Here is a 26717-nt window from a genome sequence, read left to right as displayed (position 1 = left end):
CTATAGCCCACAAAAAAAGCCTCTCGCTGTCACCGCAGCGGGGGGCTTTTGTGTACATCAAAGTCCAATGGACTACAATGCTTCCTCCGTAGCTAAATCATATCATATGAATCTATTAATTTCATTACTTTGGAAAATTAATTTGATAATTTGGAGTATGAATTCGTTGTTAAATTTTAATGCAGCAACGCCCAAAAATTGAATTTCCGATCGTATCCCTGTATCTGATGGATCGGCACCGTTACTCTTTTTATTAAATTTTTACCTTGGAAATATTAATGTGCTCATAACTTAATATCAAGTTGGAAAGATCACCTATCCTTCTTGACGCCATCCTTCAAACAGTGTTTAATATCTATATAGTTTAAGTCCTAGTAGAAGTGGTTTCCCTGTTATAGAGAGCTGGTGTTCGCTGCAAATCAGCACAAACTCCCCTTCGAATTACACCTTAAATTCTGACAATTTAAAACAATCAATGAGGCATGATCTACATGCGAACATGGGTGGTACCACGATAATTCGTCCCTGGCTTGACCAGGGGCGTTTTTTTGACCAACAATTTAGGAGGAACACATGAACATTGTCGATGAATTAAAATGGCGTGGCGCCATTAACCAAACTACTGATGAGGAAGGCTTACGGAAATTAACCGAAGAGAAGCAAATTTCACTTTACTGTGGAACTGATCCTACGGGGGATAGTCTTCACATCGGCCACTTAATTCCTTTCATGATGCTGAAACGATTCCAATTAGCCGGTCATCATCCGGTCATCATCATCGGGGGTGGAACCGGAGCAATTGGTGATCCATCTGGGCGGAACACCGAACGTGATATCGTCTCCATGGACACCATTCACCATAATGAAGAAGCCCTCACTAACCAAATGAAACGCTTATTTGGTGAGGAGAACTTCACAATTGTTAACAATTACGATTGGCTAAGCCAAATGAATTTGATTGAATTTTTACGTGACTATGGAAAACTATTCAATCTCAACACCATGTTAAACAAAGAAGTCGTGGCCAGCCGTTTAGAAAACGGGATTTCCTACACTGAATTTACTTACCAAATCTTACAAGCCGTTGACTACTTACACCTCCACCAAAATAATGATGTCCAATTACAAATTGGTGGCTCGGATCAATGGGGAAATATCACTTCTGGAATTGACTTAATTCATAAAATTGAAGGACCTGAAGCCCAAGCTTACGGACTAACGATTCCTTTGATGGTCAAAGCCGATGGAACGAAATTTGGTAAGACCGCTGGTGGAGCGATCTGGTTAGACCCTGAGAAGACTTCGCCATACGAATTCTACCAATTCTGGTTAAATCAAGATGATCGTGATGTCGTAAAGTACTTGAAGTACTTTACTTTCTTAAGTCAAGCAGAGATTAATGACTTAGCTCAAAAGGTCGAAACGGAACCTTGGAAACGTGAAGCTCAACGCCGCTTAGCCCAAGAAGTCACTAATTTCGTCCATGGGGAAGCCGCTACGGCCGAAGCTGAAAAGATTTCCCAAATTCTCTTTAGTGGTGACATTCAAGCATTAACCACCACCGAATTGGAACAAGCCTTTAATGGGACACCATCCGTTGATGTGCCTGCCAGCCCACAAAACATCGTTGACTGGCTCGTTGAATATGGGATTGAACCATCAAAGCGCCAAGCCCGTGAAGATGTCCAAAACGGGGCCATTCGCATTAATGGTGAAAAAGTTACCGATCTAGAAGCCTTGGTGGACCCAAGTGCTAAGTTTGACGGTAAATATGTCGTTGTTCGGCGCGGTAAGAAAAACTACATTTTAGCTAAAGTGCAAAATTGATGATTGCTAGTTCCCGCAAATCCACTATAATGATATTAATCAATGGGTGAGTAGTTTTAACCCCAACAGGAACGATCTCTCGACTGAAAGGATCGACGTTAAAACGAAGTGGACCATTGGACAAGAATTAAATAGCTACAATAAGCGATGAGATTGAATCTCATAAAATAGGTGGCACCGCGGTAACTCGTCCTATTTCCAGACTGGAAATAGGACTTTTTATTTGGAAAGGAACTTAATTATGACTAACAAAGAAATTGTTTTAACTGGTGACCGGCCAACCGGCAAACTTCATATTGGCCACTATGTCGGCTCATTACGGGAACGCGTTCGGATGCAAAATTCCGGTGAATACGACCCCTTCATTATGATCGCTGACCAACAAGCTTTAACCGACAATGCCCGTGACCCCGAAAAAATCCGGCGAAGTCTGACGGAAGTGGCCCTAGATTATTTAGCCGTCGGCTTAGACCCTGCTAAATCTACTATTTTTGTGCAATCCCAGATTCCAGCTCTTTCCGAACTGAATCTTTATTACTTAAATCTCGTTACGGTCGCTCGCCTGCAACGAAACCCGACCGTCAAATCGGAAATTCAGCAAAAGGGCTTTAATCAATCGATTCCCGCCGGCTTCTTCACTTACCCAGTTAGCCAAACCGCGGATATTACTGCTTTTAAGGCCTCTGTCGTGCCTGTCGGCGATGATCAAGAACCCATGTTGGAACAAGCTCGTGAAATCGTTCGATCATTTAATCGGATCTACGGAGAAGTCTTAGTGGAACCACAAGGGGTCTTCCCACCAAAGGGACAAGGGCGTATTCCAGGCTTGGATGGTAATGCTAAGATGAGTAAGTCCTTAGGGAACGCTATCTACTTATCTGATGATGAAGACACCCTGCAAAAGAAGGTCATGTCCATGTATACGGACCCGAACCACATTCATGTTGAAGATCCTGGGCAAGTCGAAGGTAACGTCGTCTTTACTTACCTCGATATTTTTGATGAAGATCAGGCAAAGGTTCAAGAATTAAAGGACCAATACCAACATGGTGGCCTGGGTGATGTTAAAATTAAACGCTATTTATTTAACGTTTTAAACGAACACTTCACCCCGATTCGTCAACGCCGGCTCGAGTTTGCCAAAGATATTCCGGCCGTTTATGACATGTTAGCTCAAGGATGTCAAAAGGCCAATGAAGTAGCCAATCAAACCCTGGACGAAGTCAAAGATGCCATGGGCTTAAATTATTTCAAATAGATAGTAAAAACCGAGGCCACAGCCTCGGTTTTTACTATCCTAGTGTAACCATTTTATTTTTCAAAATTTGATAATCTTTACCTTTATATTTAACCATTCCGCCATCTCTAGAAGCAGTGATTTTAATCTTACCTCCACTCTTATTAATTTCCACCTGACCACCTTTGATTGGTAACACACAGTTAACCTCATTAAACATTTCTAAATGCGGTTCAATTTCAAATTTTCGATATCCAACTTCCGTGGGCTTCAAACCAATAAAATATCGCCCTAACAAGTAGATTGGACTGGAACCCCATGCATGGCACAAACTCTTCCCATACTTGTCACCATACATGGAATAATGCTCCACGCCCACATCATCTGGATTATATTCTTCCCAGAAGGTGGTTGCACCTTGTTCAAGCATTCCTCCCCAATAGGATTCAATAATTTTATATACGTCCTGAAACTGTCCCAATTTACATAAAGCATCTTGCTCAAAAAATTTAAAGTAAGGTGTCGTAATCTCTGGAATCTGGTCATTTAATAATACATTTTCTAAAATTGATTTTTGTTTGTCTTTACTAACCAAACCATATATGATTGCTATGATATTTGGATGCCGCGATACATGACGTTTCCCCGAAACATAACTATCAATGAAGCATCCTAAATCGTCATCCCAGAAATGTTTAATAGTTTGATCTAATAAACTTTCAGGAAGTCCTTTATAATTTGAAACATCCGCACCAATTGCCTTACCACATTCAATAAAAGCTTGATAAGCCCGTACCAACAATAACTGGGCTGCTGCTGTTATCCCTTCCTTATCAATCTCTAACCAGTCAATAAAGACCCAATCATTTTCTCTGCCATAAATAAAACCTAATTCGTCAGTCTGCTTCCTCAAATAGTCAATCATTCCCTGCATACGCTTAAATATAAATTTAAGAAAGTCAACATCGCCTGTCATTTGATAATGATTGTATATACTGATAATCCAGAGAATTGAATAATCAACAATCGTATTGATATGTTGTTGAATTCCATCGTGACCACGTAAGGCAATAATAGTCCGCTTATCAACCTCCTCATCAAAATTAGAATACTGGTTAATAAAATTGGTTTGATAAGCGTCCCCAGCCCAGATCCATCGATCACTTTTAACCCCGTCAATAAAAAACCAGTCACTACATAGATCATAAGTCGTCTGAGATGTCTTCCAAATTTCATTCATTATATGATTATCTGTTTTAAACGTAGCTTTATGATTTCGTGGATAAAATTCGTGATAGGCAATTAATTCTACATCGGATTCATTAATATCAGGAATGTAAATATAACGAAAAGCTCGCTTTCGAATCTCTGATTCAGGCGTAACTTGTTCCTGCTTGTAGTAGCACATTTCGACATCACTAGCTTCTGTAGCAGATTCACCATAGCATAAGGTTACTGACTGAATTAGTGGATTGAGTAAATCCACTTGTATCTGTCCATTCACAACTTGGCCAAAATCATATAAGACCCCTTTTTTACTTGGCGTTACCTTTTGAGCCAATATCGCTTGTTTTGCAAAATACATTTGATTAGGATCCTGTGATAATAAAGTATATCGATCACTATAGCCAGCTGGTTCAGTTTGTATAAAGTTACCAACTCGCCAAGTTGGATCAGATTTAATGACTTCTCCTTCAATATAGATACATGGCAACCCCTGAGTATTGCCGACTTGAACTTCAATCTTATGTTTCCCTATAGGACAACGAATGGATTGACTGAGCTGAGATTTATGACCATCAACTGAAACAAATCCAGTCCCCTTAGCATAGACCGTAAACTCTGTCGATGTCTTTAATTCATATTCATTTGAAAACATCACATTACAATAGCAATCATCCATATACCAATAGGCCGGCCAACCCATACCCCGCTCTTCTCGACTGAAATTTTGGATCATTCCTTGATGAATTTCAAAATCACCAGGATACCATAACCAGTAACTCATAATAGAACTCCTCATCTAAGCTAAATTTCGATGATGTAACATCTGAACAATAACAATGGCGAATAATCCTGACATTACTGCACACGCGAAAATGATCCATAAGAAGTTTTGAACTGACCACGCCATTAACGTTGGTGTAAATAATGAGAAGACTGCGGTAAAGAACCTCACAAACCCATATGAGAATCCGGTGATAGAAGCCCGAACATCAACTGGATAAAAGGTTTGTGTCCAAATTTTGTAAATTGGCTCACCACATAACGTATTTGTTGAAGAGTAGAGAATGTAAGCAACCGTGAACGCCCACCAAACCGCACTCCAGACACCTGCACATAGGAAAGCTAAAGATCCAACAATAATTGCAAAATACATGACCGGATAACGATATTTGGTATCCGACAATTTAACATAAATCGAATTAGCAGCTAGGTTAAACAGATTAGCAATTAAAGCGACTAATGTTGCATAAGCTTGAGTCCGATGAGACACCGTTACTAAAAAGTAATTTACAAATGATCCCCACGTATTAGCTGGTAGATTCCAAAATAGGTAGAATAAGGTCAAGGCAATTAAAACTGATAGGTACTGTTTATTCTTCATAATATCTAATAGTTTTACTTTATGATGACTATCATCACCATAATTTTCGTCAGCATTGTTTCTTTCCAGAGTATCCTCGGCATGTTTGAATTTCTTAGAAAAGACCCGAATACACCAGTTACTAAAAGCAACTAAAGCTATTACACTGAAGATCCAACGAACACTACCAACGGTCATCCCTGATGTTAAAAATCCAATAAATTGAGACAGCAGAATACCGACCGTCCAGAAAATCTGGGTAATCGTGATTGATCTCCCATACATAGTTGATGAGGTTCGTTCAGAAATTACTGCTAACGATGTTGGTAAGTCGGCTCCCGAAGCAATTCCAGCAATGATAATCCCAACCATTAAAATAAAAAGGTTTGGCGCAAAGGCGATAATAATCGCTCCAATTGCGACGAATAATATGTCCAAATTAAAAACACGAACCCGTCCAAATTTGTCAGATAACCATCCTCCAACAACAGCACCTAAAGCAACCATCAAAGTTAATAAAGTACTAATAAAGCCACTTACCAAAGGGGATAAATGTAGAATCTTGGTCCAAATTGGTAAGGCAACTCCCAAACTAACTAATAAACTCGAATCTAAATACGATGCCGTTCCTGCAACCAAGACTAACGATAGGGTTTTCCGATCCATTTTTTCAACTTCTGTATTCATGGTATCCTCCCGTATACAAATCGCTATTTAAGGTACTTATTAATCAGGTAAGCTGGTGTACAACTCCAAGCATGACAGTAACTAGAAATGATTGAACTACCATAAGGAGAATAATTTACATTTTCAGGTTCAAAAGCTTCCCAAAATGTATCAGCCCCTAACTTAATCATCTTTCCCCAGTATTCCTTCATTAAATTTATTGCATCATCTTTTAAATCGACGATAAATAGAGCTTCCACAATGTGATGATACATATAAGGAGTGGCAATCCCCCGGACCGGAAATAGTTTTTGAATCGTATTGTTCATCAAATTTTTAGCTGATCGTTTATCAATAACCCCGGCAATTACCATCCATACTTGACTAGCAATGTTTACATCTTTATTTGGTCCACTGATGAACAACCCTAATTGACTATCAAATAGCTGCTCTGTAGCATACGTTGTCATTTGTGCTAATTTTTCTTGATACACGTTTGTATCGACCCTTGTAATTTCAAGTAACTTAATTAATTGCTTTAAGGTATAAATGATGACTGCTTGCCCAGCAGTCTCTTTATCAAATTCATTTGACCAATCAATGAAGACTGGGTAACTTTCATCAAAATGATAAGCACCTTGGTCATCTACACTCTGTATGGAAACATCCATCTGAGCTTTGGCTACTGGCAACAAGTCATCTAATGCCTCCTGATCTTGTGTTTGTTGATAGTAATCAAATAAAGTGGAAATAAAGAACAAGCTATAATCAAATAAAAATGTGTCATCCGGGATATTATGTGGACTAGTAAAGACATTGGCAGCAACACGACCATCAGTTGTCGTCATTCCTCCAAAAAGATAAAGACACCGTTTAACCAGGTCAGCATTATTAAAAGTTACATAATTAGCTTTCGCTTGTAGTCTCAAATCTCCTAGCCAGAGGCGACGATCTCGTTTAGGTCCGTCTTCGAAGACCGATTGCATGCAATCCTTCAACGTCTTTAAACTAGCGTCGTAAATTTGATTTAACTCCGTATCTTTAAAATCTCCTTGATTAACTTTTGAACCATCAGCTGAAGTAACCGTAACTACTTCTGGATCTGTAAACGAAACTTTCCATTTGGGTGACGTATCAACGACCTTTAATTCAATATACCGAAAGGCATAGCGCCTTGGTAAATATAATTTATAAGGCAATTCATCAATATGGACCAACTCTTCTTGAATCCACGATTTACTCAGCCACCCATCATAATCAGCTGAATCCTGTTTTAACTCTGATGGTACTTCTGCAAACTTAATTTTTAGGGTAAGCGGTGAATCTTGCGGAGACCCGTTATGTTCTAATTGAACGTTGAAAAAACCTACGTGGTGATCACCACAATCTAGGATGACGCTTTCATCTCGGCCTAATTTTATTGAGGATAATTGATCAATTGATGAGATCGTTTCCACGCCAACTCCATCTAATTTACTAGCATCATCAATTAATTTGACGATAGATACCGGCTGAATCCTGTTTTTTATTAATCTCGGCGTTAACTGTTCAGCTTTTGCTAGTAGCTTTTCATCATGATTAAATTGGACATCATCATTAATTTGAAATGTGAAAGCCATGATATCACCTTATTTCTTTGTACTCTTAATAATTCCGTATTTCTTTTGCAGTGTAATCACAATTATTCCGGCAATAAAAGCAATTATTACCAAACCAGTAAATACGAACATAGTGTAACGAATCATTGATGGTACCACTAATGATGGGGTTACGAATGCAAACAATCCACAGGCAAATCGTGAAATTCCATTCATTAACCCTTGAATTGAAGCTCGCGTTTCTACCGGAAACGATTCCTGCGTCCAAACCTTATAAATAGCCTCTCCAGTAATATTGTTACCGATGTTATAACAACCAATGGCAATTACAATCGGCCATAGCGCATGGCTTGAAATGGCTAAACCAAACATCGCTAAAGCTTGAATAATCATCCCGACAACAAAGAATCGATTCCGGTTAGGGCTTGAAGCAACAGTCGAAAAAACTGTAACTGCAACTAATCCAATAAAATTCAAGACGATCCCTGCCCCTGTGGCAAAGGTTTGTGAAGCATGGGCTTGAACTAAAGTAAATGTTTGAAATTGTCCAAAAGTGTTAGCTAATAAGTTCCAACAAATATAGAAAACAAAAATACCTAGAAAGAATCCGATATATTGCCCTTTTTTATCACCAGAAAATAGTAACTTTAAGGACGAACCATTATTTATTTCCGATTTACTTTGTTTCTTGGCTAAATCTATTTGACGTTGATCACCTTCTTGGTGGAACTTCTTGAAAGTCTTCGACAGTAAGCGCCATAGCCAAGCAATTAGGGCAATTAGGGCAAGTAAGGCGAAGACAACTCGAGCCCCACTTGCACCACTCATGGTAGAAACGATGAAGGAACAAATGTAAGACATAAAAATACCAATTGACCAATAAATCTGTGTTGATGATACTAAACTAGCTTGAACCTGTTCATTTGGCGAATCATGGGAAACCACAGTTAAACTCAACGGCAAATCAGCCCCTGAAGCCAATCCAGTAATAATAACCCCGCATAATAAAACTAAATAGTTAGGGGCAAAGACACAGACCAAAGAACCTACAGCGTAAATAAAATTGGTCCAGTTAAAAGAACGAATTAATCCAAAAACATTACTAATCGAACCGGACAATAATCCTCCAATAGCAATAGCAAAAGTTAAGGCCGCAGAGATGATTCCAACTTGTCCATTACTAAGTCCAAGTCCATTTTGCCAAACTGTAATTGTTGCAGAAAGTCCAACAATTATTCCTGATCCCAAAATTGATCCTATTCCGGCAGCAGCAGCTAATGGACGATATTGTGAAATTAATTGTTTGTTATTATCCATGTGATAGCACTCTCTTTCCTTTGTTATAATTATTTTCGAACAAACTATACCATTTTAAAGAAAACGCTTACAATGATTGTGACACCGAAAAATAATTGCAAAAACACAGGTATCTAACATGAAAGAACTATCTACATTGCTACATCAATACAATCAAGTTGAGCTTGAACAAAAGCAAAATAACGGGCTCAATATTAATGATATGCATCTTCCATATGCACCAGGAATTATCCCTAAAATCCCCAAAAATTCATTTTTCAAAAAATCTTTTGTTGAGGTAACTAAACAGAACCGTTTTTCCTTTATGCCAACCCATACACATGACTTTTTGGAGATAAATTATATGTTTTCTGGACACTCGTCTCAGATTATCAATGGAAATCATCTTGAATTAACTAGCGGTCAATTATTAGTAATGGGCAGGGATGTCTTCCAGACCTACGGATACATGGACGAGGATGATATTTTGGTTAATATCCTAATCGATATCGATAAATTATCATCTACTGATATCGAACAAATCGAACCAGCCAAGGCTTTTATTAAACTGATCTTTGACGAATATCATAGTTCGAATAATTACAATAACTTCCTAGTTTATGACTTAAATAATTTACCAGTCCAAAAAGAACTAATCGAACTATTTATATACAGTTCCTTCACCAGACTTAGTCCCATCCGACTTCGTGAAAATTTAATTAAAGCTATTATTAGTGGCTTCCCTCAACCGATCATCAATACTAGCAAATACGCTATTCAACCAACAGTTGAAATTTCTAAAATTCTAGATTACCTAGATAAAAACTTTATGGATATTTCACTTAAAAAGTTAAGCCAACACTTTGGCTATAACACTAATTATCTAGGCAATAAATTGAAATCTTTTACCGGACTAACTTTCAAAGAACTCCAAAATCAAAAGCGACTATTAACCGCTGAGTCATTGTTGGTTTATACCGATCTTCCAATTAGTAAAATAGCAGACGCATCAGGATTTAATGATCCTTCTACCCTTTTCAGAACCTTTAAAAAAGTTTTCAATACAACACCATTTCGATATCGCCAGATTCGTAAGAATAATGATCAAGGATAAAAAAACCGAGGCCACGGCCTCGGTTTTCTTTTACACCCAATTTTTCTAATCAATATCATTACAGATGACAACTGGTTTAATCAGATCGTCCGGCTTATGGTGCATCAGTTCGATCGCATCAGGAATCTTATCAAAGCCTTCAAACCGATGCGTAATTAACAAGGATGGATCAATCCGCCCATTAACCACTAGTGAAGCTAGCTTTTCCATCCGTAAGCGACCACCAGGCATCAAACCACCATGAATGGTCTTATGGCCCATACCGACACCCCAGTCGCCAGCATTAAAGACCACATTATCATGACCATTTAGGTAGTTAACGTTCCCAATTGAGCCACCGGCCTTAAGCATCTTGACGGCTTCTTCAAAGGTGTGTTCAGCATCACCACCGGCAATCAAAACCTTATCAACCCCCTGGCCATCCGTAGCCGCTAGAATTTGCTCCGCAATGCCACCATTGTGGTAATCAATAATGTCAGTGGCCCCATAGGCTTTAGCGACTTCAACCGTCTTTTCCCGTGAACCAACCGCAAAGACACGTCCGGCGCCATGTAGCACGGCACCCCGTAAGGCCATCAATCCAACCGGTCCAATCCCGATTACGGCGACGGTATCACCAAAGGTCACCCCAGCCATTTCCGAAGCGTGCAAACCTGTTGGAATCATATCGGATAGCATGCAGGCTTCCGCTGGGTCGATCTCATCAGGCAAGTGCGCTAAATTACCATCCGCATCATTAACATGGAACCGAGTTCCAAACACCCCATCTTTGATGTTTGAGAATTTCCAACCACCCAACATCCCATCGGAATCGGTAGCGTAACCAGCTTGCGAATAGACATCGGACCAATTAGGGGTAATCGCGGGTACAAGAACCCGATCACCAGGTTGAAAATCTTTAACTTCCCTCCCGACTTCCACTACGACCCCACAGGCTTCATGCCCTAAAATCATATTGGTCCGCGGTCCTAAGGCATCTTCATAGACCGTGTGGATATCAGAAGTACAAGGTGCCACTGCTAAAGGCCGAACTAAGGCGTCCCGTTCGCCAACTTTCGGATCAGCCTTTTCAATAAAGCCGGTCTTCCCCGGTTCAATCATCGCAAATCCACGCATGGTTTATTACCACCTTTCTAAAAGAAAACTTATTAAAACGTTTACATCACAATTATAACTTGAATCTCTAGCTTTGTTAATATATTCACATATTAAAATTTTATTAAGCAAGTCATTATCTAAAATCATATATACAAAAAATAGCCAATGGTAATTATCAACCATTGACTATTTAAGCTTAATGCTTCTTAAATGGTACCGCGTTTTCTTTGGTAATCTTCGTAATTCCATGGAAGTATGGAACCAAGACTTCAGGCACATCAACTGAGCCATCTTCATTTTGGTAGTTTTCCAAAATAGCTGCTACGGTCCGCCCAACTGCCAAACCGGAACCATTCAAGGTGTGTACGTATTGTAACTTGCCATTTTCATCCCGGTATTGGGTGTGCATCCGCCGTGCTTGGAAGTCCAAACAATTGGAACAAGATGAAACTTCTCGATACTTGTTTTGCGCTGGCATCCATAATTCCAAATCATGGGTTTCAGAAGCGGTAAAGCTCATATCTCCCGTCGTTAAGGTAATGACGTGGTATGGCAAATTCAACTTCTTTAAAATGTTTTCCGCATTGGCCGTCATCATTTCCAATTCTTTCCATGATTGTTCCGGCTTTGTGTACTTTACCATTTCCACCTTGTTAAATTGGTGCATCCGAATCAAGCCCCGAGTATCACGACCAGCGGCTCCCGCTTCCGACCGGAAACTTGGTGATAGGGCCGTAACCCGAATAGGCAAGTCTCCTTCCGGAATCACTTCACCCCGGTAGTAATTCGTCAACGGAACTTCTGCCGTAGGGATCAAAGTCATATTCTCCCCATTTACTTGGTAAACATCTTCTTTAAACTTGGGGAATTGACCGGTCCCGTACATTGATTGGGCGTTAACAATGTATGGTGGTAAGACTTCAGTATAGCCTTCTTGCATGTGTTCATCTAACATGAAGTTGTAGACCGCCCGTTCTAATTGGGCGCCGAGGCCAACGTAGTATACAAACCGAGCGCCAGAAACTTTAGCAGCCCGATCAAAATCAAGGATACCTAATTGTTCCCCAATATCCCAGTGGTGCTTTGGTTCAAAGTCAAATTGCCGAGGTTGACCAACTACCCGTAATTCCTTAGCCCCATCTTCCGTTAGGCTAACTGGGACCCCTTCATGAGGGATATTAGGTAGGCATGACAATTCATTATGTAATTGTTCATCAACGGCGTTAACTTGTTCATCGAGACCCTTAATCTTTTCGGCCACGGCTTGCATTTCAGCAATGGCGTCATCAGCCGACTCTTGGTTCCGCTTAGCTTCCCCAATTTTTTTAGAGGCTTCATTCCGTTGAGCCTTTAATTGTTCCGTTTCTTGCAATAATTCCCGTCGTTTAACATCCAGCCCTAAAACACTGTCAATTTCGGCCGCTTCCACACCCCGGGTGGCTAATTTTTCCTTATACCAATCCGGTTCTTGACGAATTTTCTTTAGATCTAACATATCGAATCTCCTTTAAAATTAATAATAAAAGAGCCACTTCATCCTCACTAGGGACGAAATGGCTCTTTACTCTTTTCCGCGGTACCACCCATGTTTGTCATTGCTGACACACTTTCTTAGCTGATAACGATGGCCAACCGTGTGACATTACTCACCCATGATTCGGTACCGGAGTTTCGGTTCCTAACTTCCACCAACCGTTAGTTCTCTTAAAACCTACTTGAAATACCGCTTGTTTTGAACATTTTTTATTCTAATATACCTGTCAAAATGATGCAAGACTTCTAATTCTTACTTTTAACTTTCGCTAACGCTTCTTTAACTAGCTTTGGATCCGTCTTCCCAGGATTTAATTCGACTAACTTTCCGGTTTGAATATAAACGACCCATTCGGCTAGATTGACGATATGGTCTCCCGCCCGTTCTAAATTCCGCAGAACCGCTAGATATGCTTCGTAACTAGGAATTGCAGCTTGGTTTTCCGTCATTTTCTTTAGGATTTGCTTTTGTTGTTGGACATGCACGACGTCGACCGCTAGATCTTCTTCGGCCACTTCATACGCCGCCCGTTCATTATCGTTAACAAAAGCATCGAGGACCTTCTCGAGCATTTGTCGGATCGTGTTGGTCGTAGCGTCGATCGCATGATCAACCGCTTGATCGGTATCAGCTGCCTCCACGTGTTTAGCTGAACGAGCGATATGGGAGGCATAGTCTCCAAGGCGTTCAATATCGTTAGAGGCTTTTAGAATCGAAATAATCAACCGAAAATCATTAGCTAGCGGTTGTTGGAGGGCCATTAATTTCAGGGCTTGTTTTTCCAAAGTTACTTCTTGATCGTTGATTTGCCGATCCAGTTCCAAGACTTGATCAGCCAGTGCCCGATCATGACTAGTAAAAGCTTTCGTGGCCCGGTAGATTTGTTCGTTAACGTTAATCCCCATCTCCACAAAATGGATCCGTAATCTTTTTAATTCATCTTTAAAAATTTCACTCATTGGTCTCTCCTTAACCAAACTTTCCTGAGAGATAATCAGCCGTCTTGACCTGCTGCGGATTCATAAACATCTGCTCCGTTGGGTTAAATTCTATCAAATTCCCTTGATCGAGAAAAGCCGTCCAATCCGAGGCTCGGGAGGCCTGCTGCATATTGTGGGTCACAATAATTATCGTAAAATGATCCTTTAAGTCATGCAGGGTATTTTCAATTTGACTGGTTGAAATCGGGTCTAGCGCACTCGTCGGTTCATCCATCAAGATGATTTCGGGACGCACCGCCAGCGTCCGCGCAATGCAAAGCCGTTGTTGTTGACCACCCGACAAGGATAAGGCACTTTGATGCAACTGATCTTTTACTTCCTCCCATAAAGCGGCTTGCTTTAAGCTCGTTTCCACCCGCTCGTCCAGTAATTGGCGGTCTTTAACCCCATCCAAGCGCAATCCATAAATGACATTTTCATAGATTGATTTGGGAAAGGGCGTTGGTTGTTGAAAGACCATTCCGATTGCTCGGCGTACTTCATAAACATTTATTTCCGGCTGATTAATATCAATTCCATCAAAGATGATCTGACCAGTCACGCTGGCGAGACCATCATTCATCCGATTAATGGACCGCAACAGGGTTGATTTCCCCGATCCAGACGCGCCAATTAAGGCTGAGATCTGATGTTTGGGGAACTCCATTGAAACCTGATGGACAATAGGCTTATCCCCATAAGCAACGCTCACACTTTTTAATTCTAAGGCACTTTCTTGCATTTTTAACCCTCCGTTACATCCGATTAGCTAGCCATTTTCCCAGCCAGCGCGCTAATAGATTGAAAACTACAATTAAGATAATCAAGACGACCGCTGCGCCAGCCGATACACTGATCGCATCTGGCACTAATCCTTCCGTATTCAACTTCCAAATATGAACGGCTAAGGTTTCTGCCGGCCGCATCGGATTCAAAAAAGAAGTCGGACTAAAAGGATTCCAATCGCTGTATGAAATATTGATTGAACTTTGTCCCGCCGTGTATATCAGTGCGGCGGCTTCACCAAAAATCCGGCCGATGGCGAGAATGGCGCCCGATACAATCTCAGGAATAGCCATCGGCAACACAATTTTGGTAATAACCTTCCACTGCGACATGCCTAGTCCTAAGCCAGCTTGGCGTTGGAGATCTGGAACATTGATTAAGGCCTGTTCGATTGACCGAGTCAAAATCGGTAAATTAATAATCGTTAAAACCACGGCCCCTGCTAAAAGCGAGAAGCCCAAATGTAATTGAACGACCAAGACTAAGTAACCGAAGAGCCCCACAACGATTGATGGTAGGGAGCTCAAGGCATCAATTAGCATCCGTAAACCAGCTGCCAAGCGGCTCCCCTTAGCGTACTCATTTAAATAGATGGCGCCACCCAAGGAAACTGGTAAAGCTAACATCATCGTCAAGACAACTAAATAAAGAGAATTAAAAATCTGATCACGAACCCCCCCACCGGCACTAAAGGATGACGAAACGGTCGTGATAAAACGCCAGGATAAACTTTCAACCCCACTGACAAGAATATAACCAATCAAACTAATAATCAGTAAGCCGGCAAGTCCGGCTCCGAAAAGAATAATTCCGGTCATTAGCCGATCAACCTGCATTTTTTTCATGACCTTGCTCTTCCTTTCGTCAATTGTGCTAAACCATTAAAGATGAGGGACATTAATAATAAGACTAAGGCTAAGGACCACAAACCATCATTGGCTGGGGTGCCCATAACACTATTTCCGATTCCAGTAGTAATCACGGAAGTTAAGGTCGCCGCTGGATTCATCAAACCATTTGGTAGACTAACTGTATTGCCAATTACCATTTGAACCGCTAAGGCTTCCCCAAAGGCCCGGGCCATTCCAAAAATTAAAGCCGTGATAATACCACCCTTGGCATAGGGCAAGATCACATGCCAAATGGTTTGCCAGCGGGTCGCTCCTAAGCCCATGGAGCCAATTCGATAAGCCGCTGGGGTTGCTCGAAGCGTATCCACAGTCATGGAAGTGATGGTTGGAAAAATCATCATCACCAAGACAACTATAGCGGCTAATAGACCAAAACCGGTACCGCCGAACCATTGCCGTAATTGAGGCACGACAACCGTTAATCCGATAAACCCATAAATTACCGACGGGATTCCCACCATTAGTTCTATCAAGGACCGAAGTAGATTTTGAAAACGCTCAGGAAGAATTTCGGTAATCGCCAGGGCCACTAATAAGGCTAGAGGTAAGGCGATAAACCCAGCCACAAGAGTTACTACGAATGAAGTTAAAATCATTGGTAAAGCGCCAAAATGTCCTTCGCTTGGCGACCACTTAACTCCCGTCATGAAATCAAAAACGCCAATCCCATGTCTAACAAAGAGAGCCACCCCTTTTGTACACAAGAAGATTAGGATAGTGATAACTAGCAAGCCGATAATGGCAATTGCTAATCCCACCCAGCACTTACCATGCCGGTCTTGCCGGCTCTCCTTGGATGGTTGTAATAATTTATGTTTAGTCATGATGACCCTCACTAATTTTAGTTATCTTTCCATTGGCATCCTGTTGCACCTGCATATCATGAATCGACACATAGTGTGATTTCTTAACCAAATTGTTCTGTACGGTAGGTGATTGCACATACTTAATAAATGCTTTCGTCGCCTGACTCGGGTGTTTGGTCGTATACAGGTGCTCATATGACCAGATTGGCCAGCGTCCTTGGGTAATATTACTGTAAGTAGCTGAAACACCGTTGACCTTTAGGCTCTTCACCTGTGAATTAACATAGGCAACGGAGACATAAGAAATGGCTCCAGGGACATTAGCAACGATTTGTTTGACCGTCCCATTGGAATCTTGTTCTTGGGCTTGCTTCGTTTTTGACCCCTGCATAACTAACTGTTCAAAGGCCATTCGGGTTCCACTTCCACTCGCCCGATTAATTACCGTGATTGGTTCATCGGGGCCACCAACTTTCTGCCAGTTGGTAATTTCCCCGGCAAAAATGGCCCGTAATTGCGTCAAGCTAAGGTTTTTAACTCCTAATTGGGGATTGACGATCGGCACAATCCCGGTCACGGCCACGATATGGTCATTTAACTTACTAGCATCAATTCCCGATTTTTGTTGGGCAAAGACATCTGACATCCCTATTTCAACTGCTCCCGATGCCACTTGAGAAAGGCCCGTCCCCGAACCACCACCTTGAACAACTACATTTACGGTCGAAGCTTGCTTTTGAAACCCCAGCACTGCCGCTTCAATTAGGGGTTGCAAAGCCGTTGACCCGACACTCGTAATCTTGGCTGACTTGGCTTTGGGATTCGTCTGGTGGGCTAGATAAGCACCAACAACGAATAAAATTATGATCATCAAAGCAAGTAGCCACCAGCGTCGCTTGTGCATTCCCGTCATCCTCCTTTGTTTCCAAGCTAATTTATGTTACAAATATACTGTAAACAACTTATGTAAAACTTCGCCTGGACTTATGTAAAGATTCGGTAAATTATCGGAGGATCTGCTCATTAACCCTTTTTTACTGGTCTCCCAAGACCCCCAATTACAAGAAACGATGCAAGAACTAGCATCGATTAATCATTGGCAAATTGACCAAACTACTACTGCCACTAGTGCCGTCGCTAAAATTGCTCAGGCCTCATACGCCGCACTTCTGTGGGATTTGGACACGATTAATTTAGAAACTACTTTGGCTACCATGATGTTGCTCCGGCCTGAATTTCATCACCCAATTCTGGTTTGGGTGCAAGCCCCCACAAGTCGTCAATCACGAAAATTATTTCGCGCTAAGGTTGATGATGTATTAGTAAAGACCACGCCACTCGAAGTTCTCGCTGCCCTAATTCAACAACGACTGTGGCTCTATGATCAAATTACACTTGAACCCGCACCAATTAATAACGCCCATGAATCTCCAGTGAATCAGCATCAAATTCAGATTGCGAATTGGGTAATTGATAAACAAAAGGTGTCAGTTACTAAGGATCACCAACCAGTCCTGCTAACCAAAAAAGAATTCCAACTGTTGTCCTATTTAGCTGATCATCAGGGGCAAGTGCTCTCTCGTGATCAGCTTTTATCGGGAGTCTGGGGCTATGATGAATTAGGATCATCGCGAATTGTCGATATGCACATTGCCCACCTTCGCGATAAATTAGAAGATGACGACCAAAATCCACAACACCTACTAACCGTCCGAGGCTTTGGCTATAAATTGATATAAAAACGAAAACAGGCTAACCGCTACCTTGAATTGATAGCGATTAGCCTGTTTCACTCTTAAAATTCGTGTTGATAACTAACTTGGCTCCGACCATCAGTGGCTGTCACCTTTAACTGATCCGGAATTCGTTCTTCTAATTCCGTCACGTGACTAATAATACCGACCATTCGTTGCCCCTCAATAGATTGAAGGGCCGTTAAGGCTTCATCAAGTGCCTCTTGATCTAGTGAGCCAAAACCTTCATCAACAAAGAGGGCATCAATTTGCACACCCCCTTGACGTTGCTGCACGACTTCACCTAACGCTAAAGCCAAGGCTAAGGAAGCCATGAAGCTTTCCCCACCAGAGAGCGTATGGACACTACGGGCCTTGCCTGCATAGTCATCATAAACATCAACTTCCAGGCCATTTTGCGTTGCGCGCGCCGTTAATTCCTGATCTAACACGAATTTATAACGATCATTCGTTAATTGACTAAAGCGCTGATTTGCGACTGTTAAGACCTCATTAAAGTATTGTTGTAAGACGAAGCGTTCCAAACCAAGCTTTTTATCTCCCATCCCCCGTAAGGTCTGCACTAATTGATTTAAGGACCGTAATTTGGTCATCATCGTCGTTTGTTGATCCATTAATTGGTCAACCTGGCTTATCGTTTGCTGACGTTGATGAAGCCGGGACTCTAATCGTCCCACTGCTTGCGCTGTTTCTTCAACCTGAGCTTGCTTATCTTTTAATTCTGCTCGCACTTGGCCAGTCTCACCAGCCGGTTGCTTAGCTACCTGGGGCTTTAATTCAGCCAAACGACTCTCCACCACTTTTACTGCCCCTTGGTAATCACTTAATTGTTGACGAAGTTGTGGCAGCCGATCAAGCTGGTCAGCAATTTCTTCCATTTGTTCCCAAGATAAAGACTTAGGCGCTTGTCCTAAAGCAGTCATTAATTGCTCTTTCAGTGCGCCTTGTTCTTGCTCGGTACTTGTTAATTGCTCTGCTAACGTAACTTGCTGTCCCCTTAATTGATCCAACGTTCCTTGGGCCTTAGTCAAAGCTGCTTGCCATTGATCACGTTCTTTTAATTGACTTGCGAGCTGGTGTTGGGCCGCTTGTTGGGCTGCTTGTTGGGCCCGTAAAAGCTTCTCCAGACTCTCGGGATCTTGATCCGTAACGTCCATTGCTTGATTTAGCTGCGCCAATTGTTGATCAATTTGCGCTTGTTCTTCTTGTAATTGCTGACTAGTTTGCTCAAGTTGAGCCTGTAGCTGTGAGTTTTGAGCGCGTACTTTATCCAAGTGACTTTGCGCTTGCTTTACCTCATCTTCCGACACCACAATCAGTTCATCAACCACCACTGGATGCGGGTGTTCCCTACTCCCGCATAGTGGACACGGCGATCCTGGTTCTAGTCGTTGAGCTAATCGGCTAATCATCGAACGCGCATATTGGTCATTTATGTTTGTATAACGATCACTAGCTTCTTGGACTGATTGGCTAGCCACCTGTAATTGGCTTTTCAAACTAGCTTGGTTTGACTTAGTGTCTTGATAATGTTTCAAAGCCGATTGTAAGCGCTGAAAATCATTGGCTAGCTGTGCCCACTGACCGATTTCTTGCGTTAAGTGGACTTGGGCTTGGTCAAGGTTGCCTAATTGTTTTAACTGGGCTTGCGTTTCGGTAACCACCTGTTGATTATGGTCCCATTCTTGTTGAGCCAGATGATTTTTTTGGCTTAGTTCGGCAATCAATTGATGTTGGCGATGATACTGATTAAGTTTAGGGACTTGTCTCTGAACCCACTCGTCCAGTTGGATTTGCTTTGCCACCTGATCCATCGCTGGCTGTTCTTCAATTAAGGCTTGGTGCTTAACTTGGGTCTGCTCTAATTCAATTTGAGTCTCTTGCCAGTTTTGCCATTGGCGATCAGCCACTGTTAAAATTTGTACCTGGGCCTGTAAGGCAACTAATTGCTCTTGAGTTTTCGTCAAAGCTGACTGATCTTTTTGGAATAGTTCCTGGGCGTCCGATAGCCATTCCTGGGGTTGTTCAGCCTCAATCTCCTCAATTTGCTGCATTAAGGTCGTCAATTGCGTTGTTTGTTGATCACTAGCCGCCTTTAATTGCTTATATTGATTTTGTAAATCATCCACCCATCGTTCATATAACTGGGTACCAAATAAGGACCTTAAAATCGCTTCTTTATCCTTACTAGATGATTCAAGGAATTGGCGAAATTTTCCTTGTGGTAATAAGACAATTTGTCGGAATTGATCAGCGTTTAGATTCAATAAATCAACGATAACGGCTTTGACGTCCCCATCTTTCGTTTTCTCAATTGGTTCGGCTGCATCCAAAGGATAAATTAAGGAAACCTTTCCTCCCAGTTCAACCCATTTCCCGCTTGTACGTCTTATCCTTTGTTTTGGTCGCCGTTCAAGTTGGTATTGAACCCCTTGGTGCTCAAACCAGAATTTCACTAAGGTTTCCTGATCATCCGGTGCAAAGTCCGATCGTAACAGTTTAGCTTCCCGATCATCATTGGAGGTTTTGCCAAACAAGGCAAAACTCATCGCATCAAACAGCGTCGTTTTCCCACTGCCCGTTTTGCCACTGATTAAAAAAACTGGGACTTCGCTAAACTGATTAAAATCAATGGTGGCATGTTCATATGGTCCAAAATAGTTCAATTCTAATTTTAATGGTCGCATCCTATTCCCCTTTCTGAACGCGTTGCAAACTTTGAGTCAACCACTCTTTCTGCTCAGGATTTAGGTTGTGCCCATCAGTGGCGAAATCATAAAACTTAGCTACCAGTTGCATTGGGTCGAGCGCTGGATCAATCGTCGTATCAATTTTCATCTGAACCGGTCCGTTCACTCGTTGCAAGGCGATAATCCGTGGATAAACCTGGCGTAAGCGACTCATTACATCAGGAATCATTTCTTGATCCGTTAATTGAATCACCACAAAATCATCTCGATCACCTTCATCAGTCTTTTGCATTAGGTCATCAAAGGAGCCTTTAATAATTCGAACATCATGCGCTGGTTTTAAAGGCACCCAGGTTGATTCGCCTATGGCTGAATCAACAATTCGAACCCCTTTTTGGAGTTCAGCTTCAGAAGCCGACATTTTTAGGGGGGAACCACTGTATTTAATCACTGGATTTTTTAAGGCGTTAGGATTATGCAAATGACCTAAGGCTACATAATCAAACTCCGTTAACAAGTCGACGGGAATGGCATTTAAACCGCCAACTTCAACCTTGGTTTCGGAATCCGTATGGGAACTACCAGCGGCAAAAAAATGAGCAACTAAAACTTGATGCTTATCGGGCGCAAAATGATCCTGCATTTGTGCAACGATCCGTTCCATCGCTACCTTGACCGAATGAATCTCATCATCACCAAAGTAATTACGCACTGCCTGTAATTCAAAATAAGGCAACAAAAAGAATTGGGTATCACCAATCACAATGGGCTCGAACGCTTGTGATAATTGGGTATGCAAATAAAATTGTGTTGCACTATACCAGGCATCCCCCGTCGCCAATCGGGCGGCCGAATCATGATTACCGCTAATCGCTAAAATTGGGAGCTGATCATGAAGGTTCAGTTTTTGCAGTTCCGCATTTAATTCACTAACAGCCTCCTCACTAGGCGCGCTGCGGTCATATAAATCTCCCGCAATCACAATTGCATCTACTTTTTGCTCTAAGGCAATGGCCTCGATTTGTTGAAAAATATGTTGTTGTTCATTTAATAGGTCATAACCATGTAAAGACTTTCCGACATGCCAATCGGCCGTATGTAAAAATCGCATTGTCTTCCTACTTTCTTAAATTTTAATTAATCCGCCAAATTTTACGGAATTTTTATATTTGTTAGCAACTAAAGGTGTTATTATTACTAATGTTATAGTTCGCACAAAATTCAATATTTGTGCCAGTAAGAGGAAAAACTATGAAAAAATTAAACGATCACCCGACCGCTAAGTTTATTCTTCGTACCTTATTTTACTTCATTATTTTAATGATCTTAATTTATATGTACGGATATTTTGGCGCCGGGGAAGCCCCATTCATCTATAACGAGTTCTAAGGAGGATGATTGTGATGAACAACCTAATCTGGTCCATTGATCAAGTGGCTAGTCAACACCCAACGACCATCGCCTATGATGAATTGGGCCGCTTAAATACTTATCAAGACCTTAAAAACTACTCTGATGCCTTGGCTGCTTGGCTCGATCAAAACTCAGCTCTCGACTTGCACCAACCAGTTCTTTTCTATGGTGACCATCAATTCACAATGGTAGCTGGTTTTATTGGAACACTGAAGTCCGGTCACCCTTATATTCCCGTTGAAACAGGGACGGCTTCAACCCGGCTTGCTTCAATTATCGAAACCGGTCAGCCCGGATTAGTGGTGGCCATCGATGATTTCCCAGCAAGTGAGGTTAATTATCATGGCCCAGTGTTGACCAGTGATCAATTAACCGAAATCATGCATCATCAAGTGAATTATCAACTAGATCATGTCGTTGATGGCGATCAATTATTCTACATTCTCTTTACTTCTGGGACTACCGGTTCTCCTAAGGGGGTAGAAATTTCTCATGACAACATCAATTCTTTTGCTAAATGGATGTTATCTGATGATTTTAAGATTCCTCAAGGACAAACCTTTTTAGGTCAACCACCATACTCTTTTGATCTTTCAGGAATGTTTTGGCTTCCCGCGCTCTTATCTGGCGGGACCATTAAAGCTTTGCCTTCAGAAGTTGTAAAAAACTTCGGTCAACTCTTCACCGTTCTCCCAAGTTTGGATTTGAATGTTTATGTTTCAACCCCATCCTTGGCCGACATGTTAATGCTAAGTCCGGACTTCAGCGAAACCAAGATGCCAGGGTTAACCCACTTCCTCTTTTGTGGTGAGGAACTCACAGTTAATACCGCCAAGCGCCTGAAGGAACGCTTCCCTCACGCCCATATTTTTAATACTTATGGGCCAACCGAAGCAGCCGTAGCGATTACCAGCGTAGAGATCACCCAAGAAATGGTGGATACCCTAAAGCGTCTGCCAGTCGGTAAGGTTAAGGCCAATACGACTACTTCAATTTGGGATGGTGATCAAGAAATTACCACGCCAAAAACGGAAGGTGAATTGGTGATTACCGGTGACAGTGTCGCTCGTGGTTACTTAAACAACCCAACTAAGACTCAACAAAACTTCTTTAAGTTAAATGGGATCCAGTCTTATCGGACGGGTGATGCAGCCATGATTGATGAAGATGGAATGCATTACATTGTCGGCCGGATGGACTTTCAGATTAAGCTCCACGGTTTCCGGATCGAGCTTGATGAAGTACGGAGCAGTATCGAAACTAGTCCGCTCGTTAAACAAGCTGTGGCGGTTCCGAAGTATGATGCTAATCATCGTGCGACGCACTTGATCGCTTACATTATTCCAAATGAGTCAGTGGATGACGAAGCCGAATTCACGAAAACGTTACGGAACGATTTGAAAGACCGAGTCATGGAGTACATGATGCCGACTCAATTCGTCTACGTTGACGATTTCCCGAAATCGGCCAATGGTAAGATCGCCATTAAACAAATGATTGCGGAGGCTAATCAATAATGCTGAATTGGTTACAAACCCTCCCCAACTATTCGGCCTACGGATCACCGACTTACTTTATCTACCTAATTATCGCCATCATTCCCCTAATGATTGGGATCTATTTTGGTAAGCGTTTGGTCTGGTATGAGGCTTTCGTTAGCTTTTTATTCATCTTCTTCATGTTTACCGGCTCCAGCGTCCAGCAAGGTTGTTCGCTGATTGCTTATATTATCTATGAGACGATTTTGGTAATGTGGTATTTCCACTATCGCCAAAAGCATAATACCGGCTGGGGCTTTTATCTCCTCGCCTTCCTTTCGATTTTACCCTTAGTCATTGTGAAGGTGACGCCCGCCATGGTTGGACATAATTCTCTCCTTGGCTTTATGGGGATTTCTTATCTTACCTTCCGGGCAGTCGGGACCATCATTGAAACTCGTGATGGGGTCTTAAAAGAACTTAACTGGTGGAAATTTATTCGTTTTATGGTCTTCATGCCGACCATTACCTCCGGGCCAATTGATCGTTATCGGCGCTTTGCGACTGATTACCAAGCGGTTCCGGAACGCCAAGAATACCTTAAAATGGTCGATAAAGCGATCTACTATCTATTCTTAGGTTTCCTTTATAAATTTGTAATTACCTACTTCTTTGCAATGCAATGGCAACCATTCATGGAGAAAATGGCCATGCTAAGTGCCCCCCACCTTTCTTGGTGGGTCGTCGGCGTAGCCTACATGTATGCCGGTAATTTATTCTTCGACTTTGCGGGTTATTCCCTCTTTGCCGTTGGGATCTCATATCTAATGGGTGTTAAAACTCCGATGAACTTTAATAAACCATTTAGTTCACCGAACATTAAAGAATTCTGGAACCGTTGGCACATGACCTTATCCTTCTGGTTCCGTGATTATATCTTTATGCGCTTTGTCTTCTTAGCGACTAAAAAGCGTTGGTTTAAGAGTCGGAATGCTCTTTCATCAACTGCGTACATGCTGAACATGATTATCATGGGATTCTGGCATGGGGTTACCTGGTACTACATTCTCTATGGGTTCCTACATGGGTTAGCCCTAGTAGTTAACGATGCTTGGTTACGTTACAAGCAGAAGCACTTTAAGAATCTTAAATCTACTTGGCTGACCAAAGGGATCGCGATTTTGATTACTTTTAATTTTGTTGTCTTTACTTTCCTGATCTTCTCAGGATTCTTAAATAAGTTATGGTTTACACATTAATTGATTTTTAGGAGGAATTTATTATGAACGAAAAAATCCAAGAATTATTAGCTGCTGCTGCTGGTCGTGACGTGGCTGACTTCGCAGATCATGATGAAAACATCTTTACTTCAGGTAAAATTGATTCCATGTCAACTGTCCAATTCCTTTTCTCCTTACAAGAAGAATATGGAATCCAAGTCCCCGTTTCTGAATTTGATCGTGACCAATGGAGCACCATTAACTTAATTGCTGATCGGGTAAAGGAATTACAATAATGAAAAAACCAGCTAAACAGCTTTGGCTCGTGCTAGGGCCGCTGTTCGTTGCTGCACTCTTATGTTTATTGGTATTTGCCTATCCTTGGAGTGGAAAACGGAGTCAAGCAACCTTGCAAAGAGCCGCAGTATCATTGAGTAATGTGGTTTTTAAAAACCGCGACTTAAAAGTACAAGCGCTCAGTGATAAATCAAAACACTATGTGGCCTTTTTTGGCTCGAGTGAATTAAACCGGATGGATAAATACCATCCATCTGTAATGGCGGCTAAATACCACAACTATACTCCTTTCTTATTTGGTTCTCGGGGAACTCAGTCATTGCCACAAATGTTGAATATGACAATGATGAGTAAACAGTTAACCAACAAAAAGGCCGTTTTTATTATTTCTCCCCAATGGTTTACCAAACCTGGGGTTGATAAAACGGCATTTGCTTATTACACGGGTTCCTATAGTGATATTTACTGGCTCTTGCAGGCCAACCCTAAGTCCGCCTATGACCGCTACACTGCTCAACGGTTAATTGACCTTTTGGGCACAGATGGGACCATCCCTAACGCGGCCAAGCGGATTGCTAGTGGGAAGGTCTTAACTGACTTTGAACGCCAATGGCTATCATTTCGGATGAGTTTACTCGCCCATGAGGACAATCTTTTTAGTGGTTATTTCTTGAATAATAACTATCAAAAGAAGATCGTGCCGGGTGAAGAAGCGTTACCGGTTACCTATAATTACTCCAAACTCTATCAACAGGCCGCCAAAGATAAGGCTAAACAATCCAAGAATAATCATCTCGGAATTATTGATAGTTTCTATCGGAAGCAATTACGTGGTAAATACTGGTCGACGAAGAATTCGCAACGGCACTTCGATTATTATAAGTCACCCGAATATGGAGATTTTGAAACCGTCTTAAAGCAATTCCAAAAGACTAATACCAACGTAATCTTTGTGATTACCCCAGTTAACGAGAAATGGGAAAAACATACTGGAATGAGTATGAAGATGTACTATCAAACCGTCAATAAGATTAAATTCCAGCTCCAATCCCAAGGCTTCAATAATATTGTTGATTTCTCTCACAAGGGTAACCAAAGTTCATTTATGAACGATACGATTCACCTCGGTTGGTCCGGTTGGGTTGATTTTGACCGGCAAGTTTCCCGGTTCATAGAGAACAAGCAAGCATCACCTAATTATCACGTTAATGATGTTTTCTTATCCAAGAAGTGGACTAATTTGATTCCAACCACTAATAATTTAAAGCAGTTCCAAAAGACGGAATTAAAATAGCAATTTTAAAAGCAGGCTAACCATTTTGAGTTTAGCCTGCTTTCGTATTGAATCTAGTGATTTAGGTTTGCTATAAAAAAGCAAAACGGCCACCAGAACTAGGAGAAGTGAACCCCCTAAGTTGGACAGAT

At 41.6% G+C, this 26717-nt stretch carries 22 protein-coding genes; 9 read left to right on the top strand and 13 right to left on the bottom strand.

The window, feature by feature from the left end; all coding sequences use genetic code 11:
• Positions 1-573 precede the first annotated feature (573 nt).
• Together tyrS and trpS are read left to right on the top strand one after the other, a co-directional pair.
• The gene (tyrS, locus tag FC60_RS05135) at positions 574-1827 is read left to right on the top strand and encodes a tyrosine--tRNA ligase (protein ID WP_056937371.1); all 1254 of its coding nucleotides are present in this window, start codon (positions 574-576) and stop codon (positions 1825-1827) included.
• A gap of 241 nt (positions 1828-2068) precedes the next feature.
• Entirely contained in the window at positions 2069-3085 is a 1017-nt protein-coding gene (trpS, locus tag FC60_RS05130; RefSeq protein ID WP_056937370.1) for a tryptophan--tRNA ligase, read from the top strand.
• 34 nt (positions 3086-3119) lie between these two features.
• Here trpS and FC60_RS05125 read toward each other — a convergent pair whose 3' ends face one another.
• From FC60_RS05125 to FC60_RS05110, 4 genes are read right to left on the bottom strand one after another with little or no spacing between them, the layout of a single operon-like run.
• Complete coding sequence (locus tag FC60_RS05125) at positions 3120-5087, bottom strand: alpha-L-rhamnosidase-related protein (protein WP_056937369.1); 1968 nt, start codon at positions 5085-5087, stop codon at positions 3120-3122.
• Positions 5088-6338: an MFS transporter gene (locus FC60_RS05120; protein WP_056937368.1), complete on the bottom strand. Its 1251-nt coding sequence runs from the start codon at positions 6336-6338 to the stop codon at positions 5088-5090.
• 23 nt (positions 6339-6361) lie between these two features.
• A complete protein-coding gene (locus FC60_RS05115) occupies positions 6362-7936 on the bottom strand; it encodes an alpha-L-rhamnosidase-related protein (protein WP_056937367.1) in 1575 nt (524 codons plus the stop codon).
• A 9-nt stretch (positions 7937-7945) separates the two neighbouring features.
• A complete protein-coding gene (locus tag FC60_RS05110) occupies positions 7946-9232 on the bottom strand; it encodes an MFS transporter (protein WP_056937366.1) in 1287 nt (428 codons plus the stop codon).
• 118 nt (positions 9233-9350) lie between these two features.
• Between FC60_RS05110 and FC60_RS05105 the strand changes: the two genes are divergently transcribed.
• Positions 9351-10325, top strand: coding sequence for an AraC family transcriptional regulator (locus FC60_RS05105; RefSeq protein ID WP_056937365.1), 975 nt, complete (start codon positions 9351-9353; stop codon positions 10323-10325).
• Positions 10326-10370: 45 nt separating this feature from the next.
• On the opposite strand, the gene FC60_RS05100 is transcribed toward FC60_RS05105, so the two are convergent.
• The 7 genes from FC60_RS05100 to FC60_RS05070 form a co-directional block, all read right to left on the bottom strand.
• Positions 10371-11441: an NAD(P)-dependent alcohol dehydrogenase gene (locus tag FC60_RS05100; RefSeq protein ID WP_056937364.1), complete on the bottom strand. Its 1071-nt coding sequence runs from the start codon at positions 11439-11441 to the stop codon at positions 10371-10373.
• A gap of 178 nt (positions 11442-11619) precedes the next feature.
• Positions 11620-12918, bottom strand: a complete 1299-nt coding sequence (serS, locus tag FC60_RS05095; protein WP_056937363.1) for a serine--tRNA ligase — start codon at positions 12916-12918, stop codon at positions 11620-11622.
• Positions 12919-13202: 284 nt separating this feature from the next.
• The gene (gene phoU / locus FC60_RS05090) at positions 13203-13916 is read right to left on the bottom strand and encodes a phosphate signaling complex protein PhoU (RefSeq protein ID WP_056937362.1); all 714 of its coding nucleotides are present in this window, start codon (positions 13914-13916) and stop codon (positions 13203-13205) included.
• Between the two features lie 10 nt (positions 13917-13926).
• Positions 13927-14679, bottom strand: a complete 753-nt coding sequence (pstB, locus tag FC60_RS05085; protein ID WP_056937361.1) for a phosphate ABC transporter ATP-binding protein PstB — start codon at positions 14677-14679, stop codon at positions 13927-13929.
• A gap of 13 nt (positions 14680-14692) precedes the next feature.
• Entirely contained in the window at positions 14693-15568 is an 876-nt protein-coding gene (pstA, locus tag FC60_RS05080) for a phosphate ABC transporter permease PstA (protein ID WP_056937360.1), read from the bottom strand.
• Complete coding sequence (gene pstC, locus FC60_RS05075) at positions 15565-16458, bottom strand: phosphate ABC transporter permease subunit PstC (RefSeq protein WP_056937359.1); 894 nt, start codon at positions 16456-16458, stop codon at positions 15565-15567. Before pstC ends, pstA begins: the two co-directional genes overlap by 4 nt.
• On the bottom strand, positions 16451-17344 hold the full coding sequence (locus FC60_RS05070) for a phosphate ABC transporter substrate-binding protein (protein WP_082601351.1): 894 nt from the start codon (positions 17342-17344) through the stop codon (positions 16451-16453). Before FC60_RS05070 ends, pstC begins: the two co-directional genes overlap by 8 nt.
• 166 nt (positions 17345-17510) lie before the next feature.
• Here FC60_RS05070 and FC60_RS05065 point away from each other — a divergent pair, with 166 nt between their 5' ends.
• Complete coding sequence (locus FC60_RS05065; RefSeq protein WP_056937357.1) at positions 17511-18179, top strand: winged helix-turn-helix transcriptional regulator; 669 nt, start codon at positions 17511-17513, stop codon at positions 18177-18179.
• A 56-nt stretch (positions 18180-18235) separates the two neighbouring features.
• Here FC60_RS05065 and FC60_RS05060 read toward each other — a convergent pair whose 3' ends face one another.
• Positions 18236-20881, bottom strand: a complete 2646-nt coding sequence (locus FC60_RS05060) for an AAA family ATPase (protein WP_056937356.1) — start codon at positions 20879-20881, stop codon at positions 18236-18238.
• A 1-nt stretch (position 20882) separates the two neighbouring features.
• Positions 20883-21995: an exonuclease SbcCD subunit D gene (locus FC60_RS05055; RefSeq protein WP_056937355.1), complete on the bottom strand. Its 1113-nt coding sequence runs from the start codon at positions 21993-21995 to the stop codon at positions 20883-20885.
• Between the two features lie 140 nt (positions 21996-22135).
• On the opposite strand from FC60_RS05055, the gene FC60_RS05050 reads away from it, so the two are divergent.
• From FC60_RS05050 to dltD, 5 genes are read left to right on the top strand one after another with little or no spacing between them, the layout of a single operon-like run.
• Complete coding sequence (locus FC60_RS05050) at positions 22136-22273, top strand: teichoic acid D-Ala incorporation-associated protein DltX (RefSeq protein WP_040467832.1); 138 nt, start codon at positions 22136-22138, stop codon at positions 22271-22273.
• 11 nt (positions 22274-22284) lie between these two features.
• On the top strand, positions 22285-23814 hold the full coding sequence (dltA, locus tag FC60_RS05045; protein WP_082601350.1) for a D-alanine--poly(phosphoribitol) ligase subunit DltA: 1530 nt from the start codon (positions 22285-22287) through the stop codon (positions 23812-23814).
• The gene (gene dltB, locus FC60_RS05040; RefSeq protein ID WP_056937353.1) at positions 23814-25034 is read left to right on the top strand and encodes a D-alanyl-lipoteichoic acid biosynthesis protein DltB; all 1221 of its coding nucleotides are present in this window, start codon (positions 23814-23816) and stop codon (positions 25032-25034) included. The genes dltA and dltB overlap by 1 nt, the downstream gene beginning before the upstream one ends.
• Before the next feature lie 23 nt (positions 25035-25057).
• Positions 25058-25291 (top strand): D-alanine--poly(phosphoribitol) ligase subunit DltC, encoded by a 234-nt coding sequence (gene dltC, locus FC60_RS05035; protein WP_040467834.1) that lies wholly within the window; start codon positions 25058-25060, stop codon positions 25289-25291.
• Positions 25291-26586 (top strand): D-alanyl-lipoteichoic acid biosynthesis protein DltD, encoded by a 1296-nt coding sequence (dltD, locus tag FC60_RS05030; protein WP_056937352.1) that lies wholly within the window; start codon positions 25291-25293, stop codon positions 26584-26586. Before dltC ends, dltD begins: the two co-directional genes overlap by 1 nt.
• The last annotated feature ends 131 nt before the right edge of the window (positions 26587-26717 follow it).

The sequence above is a fragment of the Limosilactobacillus gastricus DSM 16045 genome (genome assembly GCF_001434365.1).
Taxonomy (GTDB): Bacteria; Bacillota; Bacilli; order Lactobacillales; family Lactobacillaceae; genus Limosilactobacillus; species Limosilactobacillus gastricus.
Note: the sequence above shows the minus strand (reverse complement) of the source record. Positions and strands in the feature narration are given on the sequence as shown.

What these genes read in the sequence shown, in the direction of transcription:
- phoU (WP_056937362.1), bottom strand. Translation starts at nt 13,916, where the DNA reads ATGAGTGAAATTTTTAAAGATGAATTAAAAAGATTACGGATCCATTTT.
- FC60_RS05110 (WP_056937366.1), bottom strand. Translation starts at nt 9,232, where the DNA reads ATGGATAATAACAAACAATTAATTTCACAATATCGTCCATTAGCTGCT.
- serS (WP_056937363.1), bottom strand. Translation starts at nt 12,918, where the DNA reads ATGTTAGATCTAAAGAAAATTCGTCAAGAACCGGATTGGTATAAGGAA.
- FC60_RS05050 (WP_040467832.1), top strand. Translation starts at nt 22,136, where the DNA reads ATGAAAAAATTAAACGATCACCCGACCGCTAAGTTTATTCTTCGTACC.
- FC60_RS05055 (WP_056937355.1), bottom strand. Translation starts at nt 21,995, where the DNA reads ATGCGATTTTTACATACGGCCGATTGGCATGTCGGAAAGTCTTTACAT.
- tyrS (WP_056937371.1), top strand. Translation starts at nt 574, where the DNA reads ATGAACATTGTCGATGAATTAAAATGGCGTGGCGCCATTAACCAAACT.
- FC60_RS05125 (WP_056937369.1), bottom strand. Translation starts at nt 5,087, where the DNA reads ATGAGGAGTTCTATTATGAGTTACTGGTTATGGTATCCTGGTGATTTT.
- FC60_RS05100 (WP_056937364.1), bottom strand. Translation starts at nt 11,441, where the DNA reads ATGCGTGGATTTGCGATGATTGAACCGGGGAAGACCGGCTTTATTGAA.
- FC60_RS05115 (WP_056937367.1), bottom strand. Translation starts at nt 7,936, where the DNA reads ATGGCTTTCACATTTCAAATTAATGATGATGTCCAATTTAATCATGAT.
- dltC (WP_040467834.1), top strand. Translation starts at nt 25,058, where the DNA reads ATGAACGAAAAAATCCAAGAATTATTAGCTGCTGCTGCTGGTCGTGAC.
- FC60_RS05120 (WP_056937368.1), bottom strand. Translation starts at nt 6,338, where the DNA reads ATGAATACAGAAGTTGAAAAAATGGATCGGAAAACCCTATCGTTAGTC.
- dltB (WP_056937353.1), top strand. Translation starts at nt 23,814, where the DNA reads ATGCTGAATTGGTTACAAACCCTCCCCAACTATTCGGCCTACGGATCA.
- pstA (WP_056937360.1), bottom strand. Translation starts at nt 15,568, where the DNA reads ATGAAAAAAATGCAGGTTGATCGGCTAATGACCGGAATTATTCTTTTC.
- trpS (WP_056937370.1), top strand. Translation starts at nt 2,069, where the DNA reads ATGACTAACAAAGAAATTGTTTTAACTGGTGACCGGCCAACCGGCAAA.
- dltD (WP_056937352.1), top strand. Translation starts at nt 25,291, where the DNA reads ATGAAAAAACCAGCTAAACAGCTTTGGCTCGTGCTAGGGCCGCTGTTC.
- FC60_RS05065 (WP_056937357.1), top strand. Translation starts at nt 17,511, where the DNA reads ATGCAAGAACTAGCATCGATTAATCATTGGCAAATTGACCAAACTACT.
- FC60_RS05105 (WP_056937365.1), top strand. Translation starts at nt 9,351, where the DNA reads ATGAAAGAACTATCTACATTGCTACATCAATACAATCAAGTTGAGCTT.
- FC60_RS05060 (WP_056937356.1), bottom strand. Translation starts at nt 20,881, where the DNA reads ATGCGACCATTAAAATTAGAATTGAACTATTTTGGACCATATGAACAT.
- FC60_RS05070 (WP_082601351.1), bottom strand. Translation starts at nt 17,344, where the DNA reads ATGCACAAGCGACGCTGGTGGCTACTTGCTTTGATGATCATAATTTTA.
- pstB (WP_056937361.1), bottom strand. Translation starts at nt 14,679, where the DNA reads ATGCAAGAAAGTGCCTTAGAATTAAAAAGTGTGAGCGTTGCTTATGGG.
- pstC (WP_056937359.1), bottom strand. Translation starts at nt 16,458, where the DNA reads ATGACTAAACATAAATTATTACAACCATCCAAGGAGAGCCGGCAAGAC.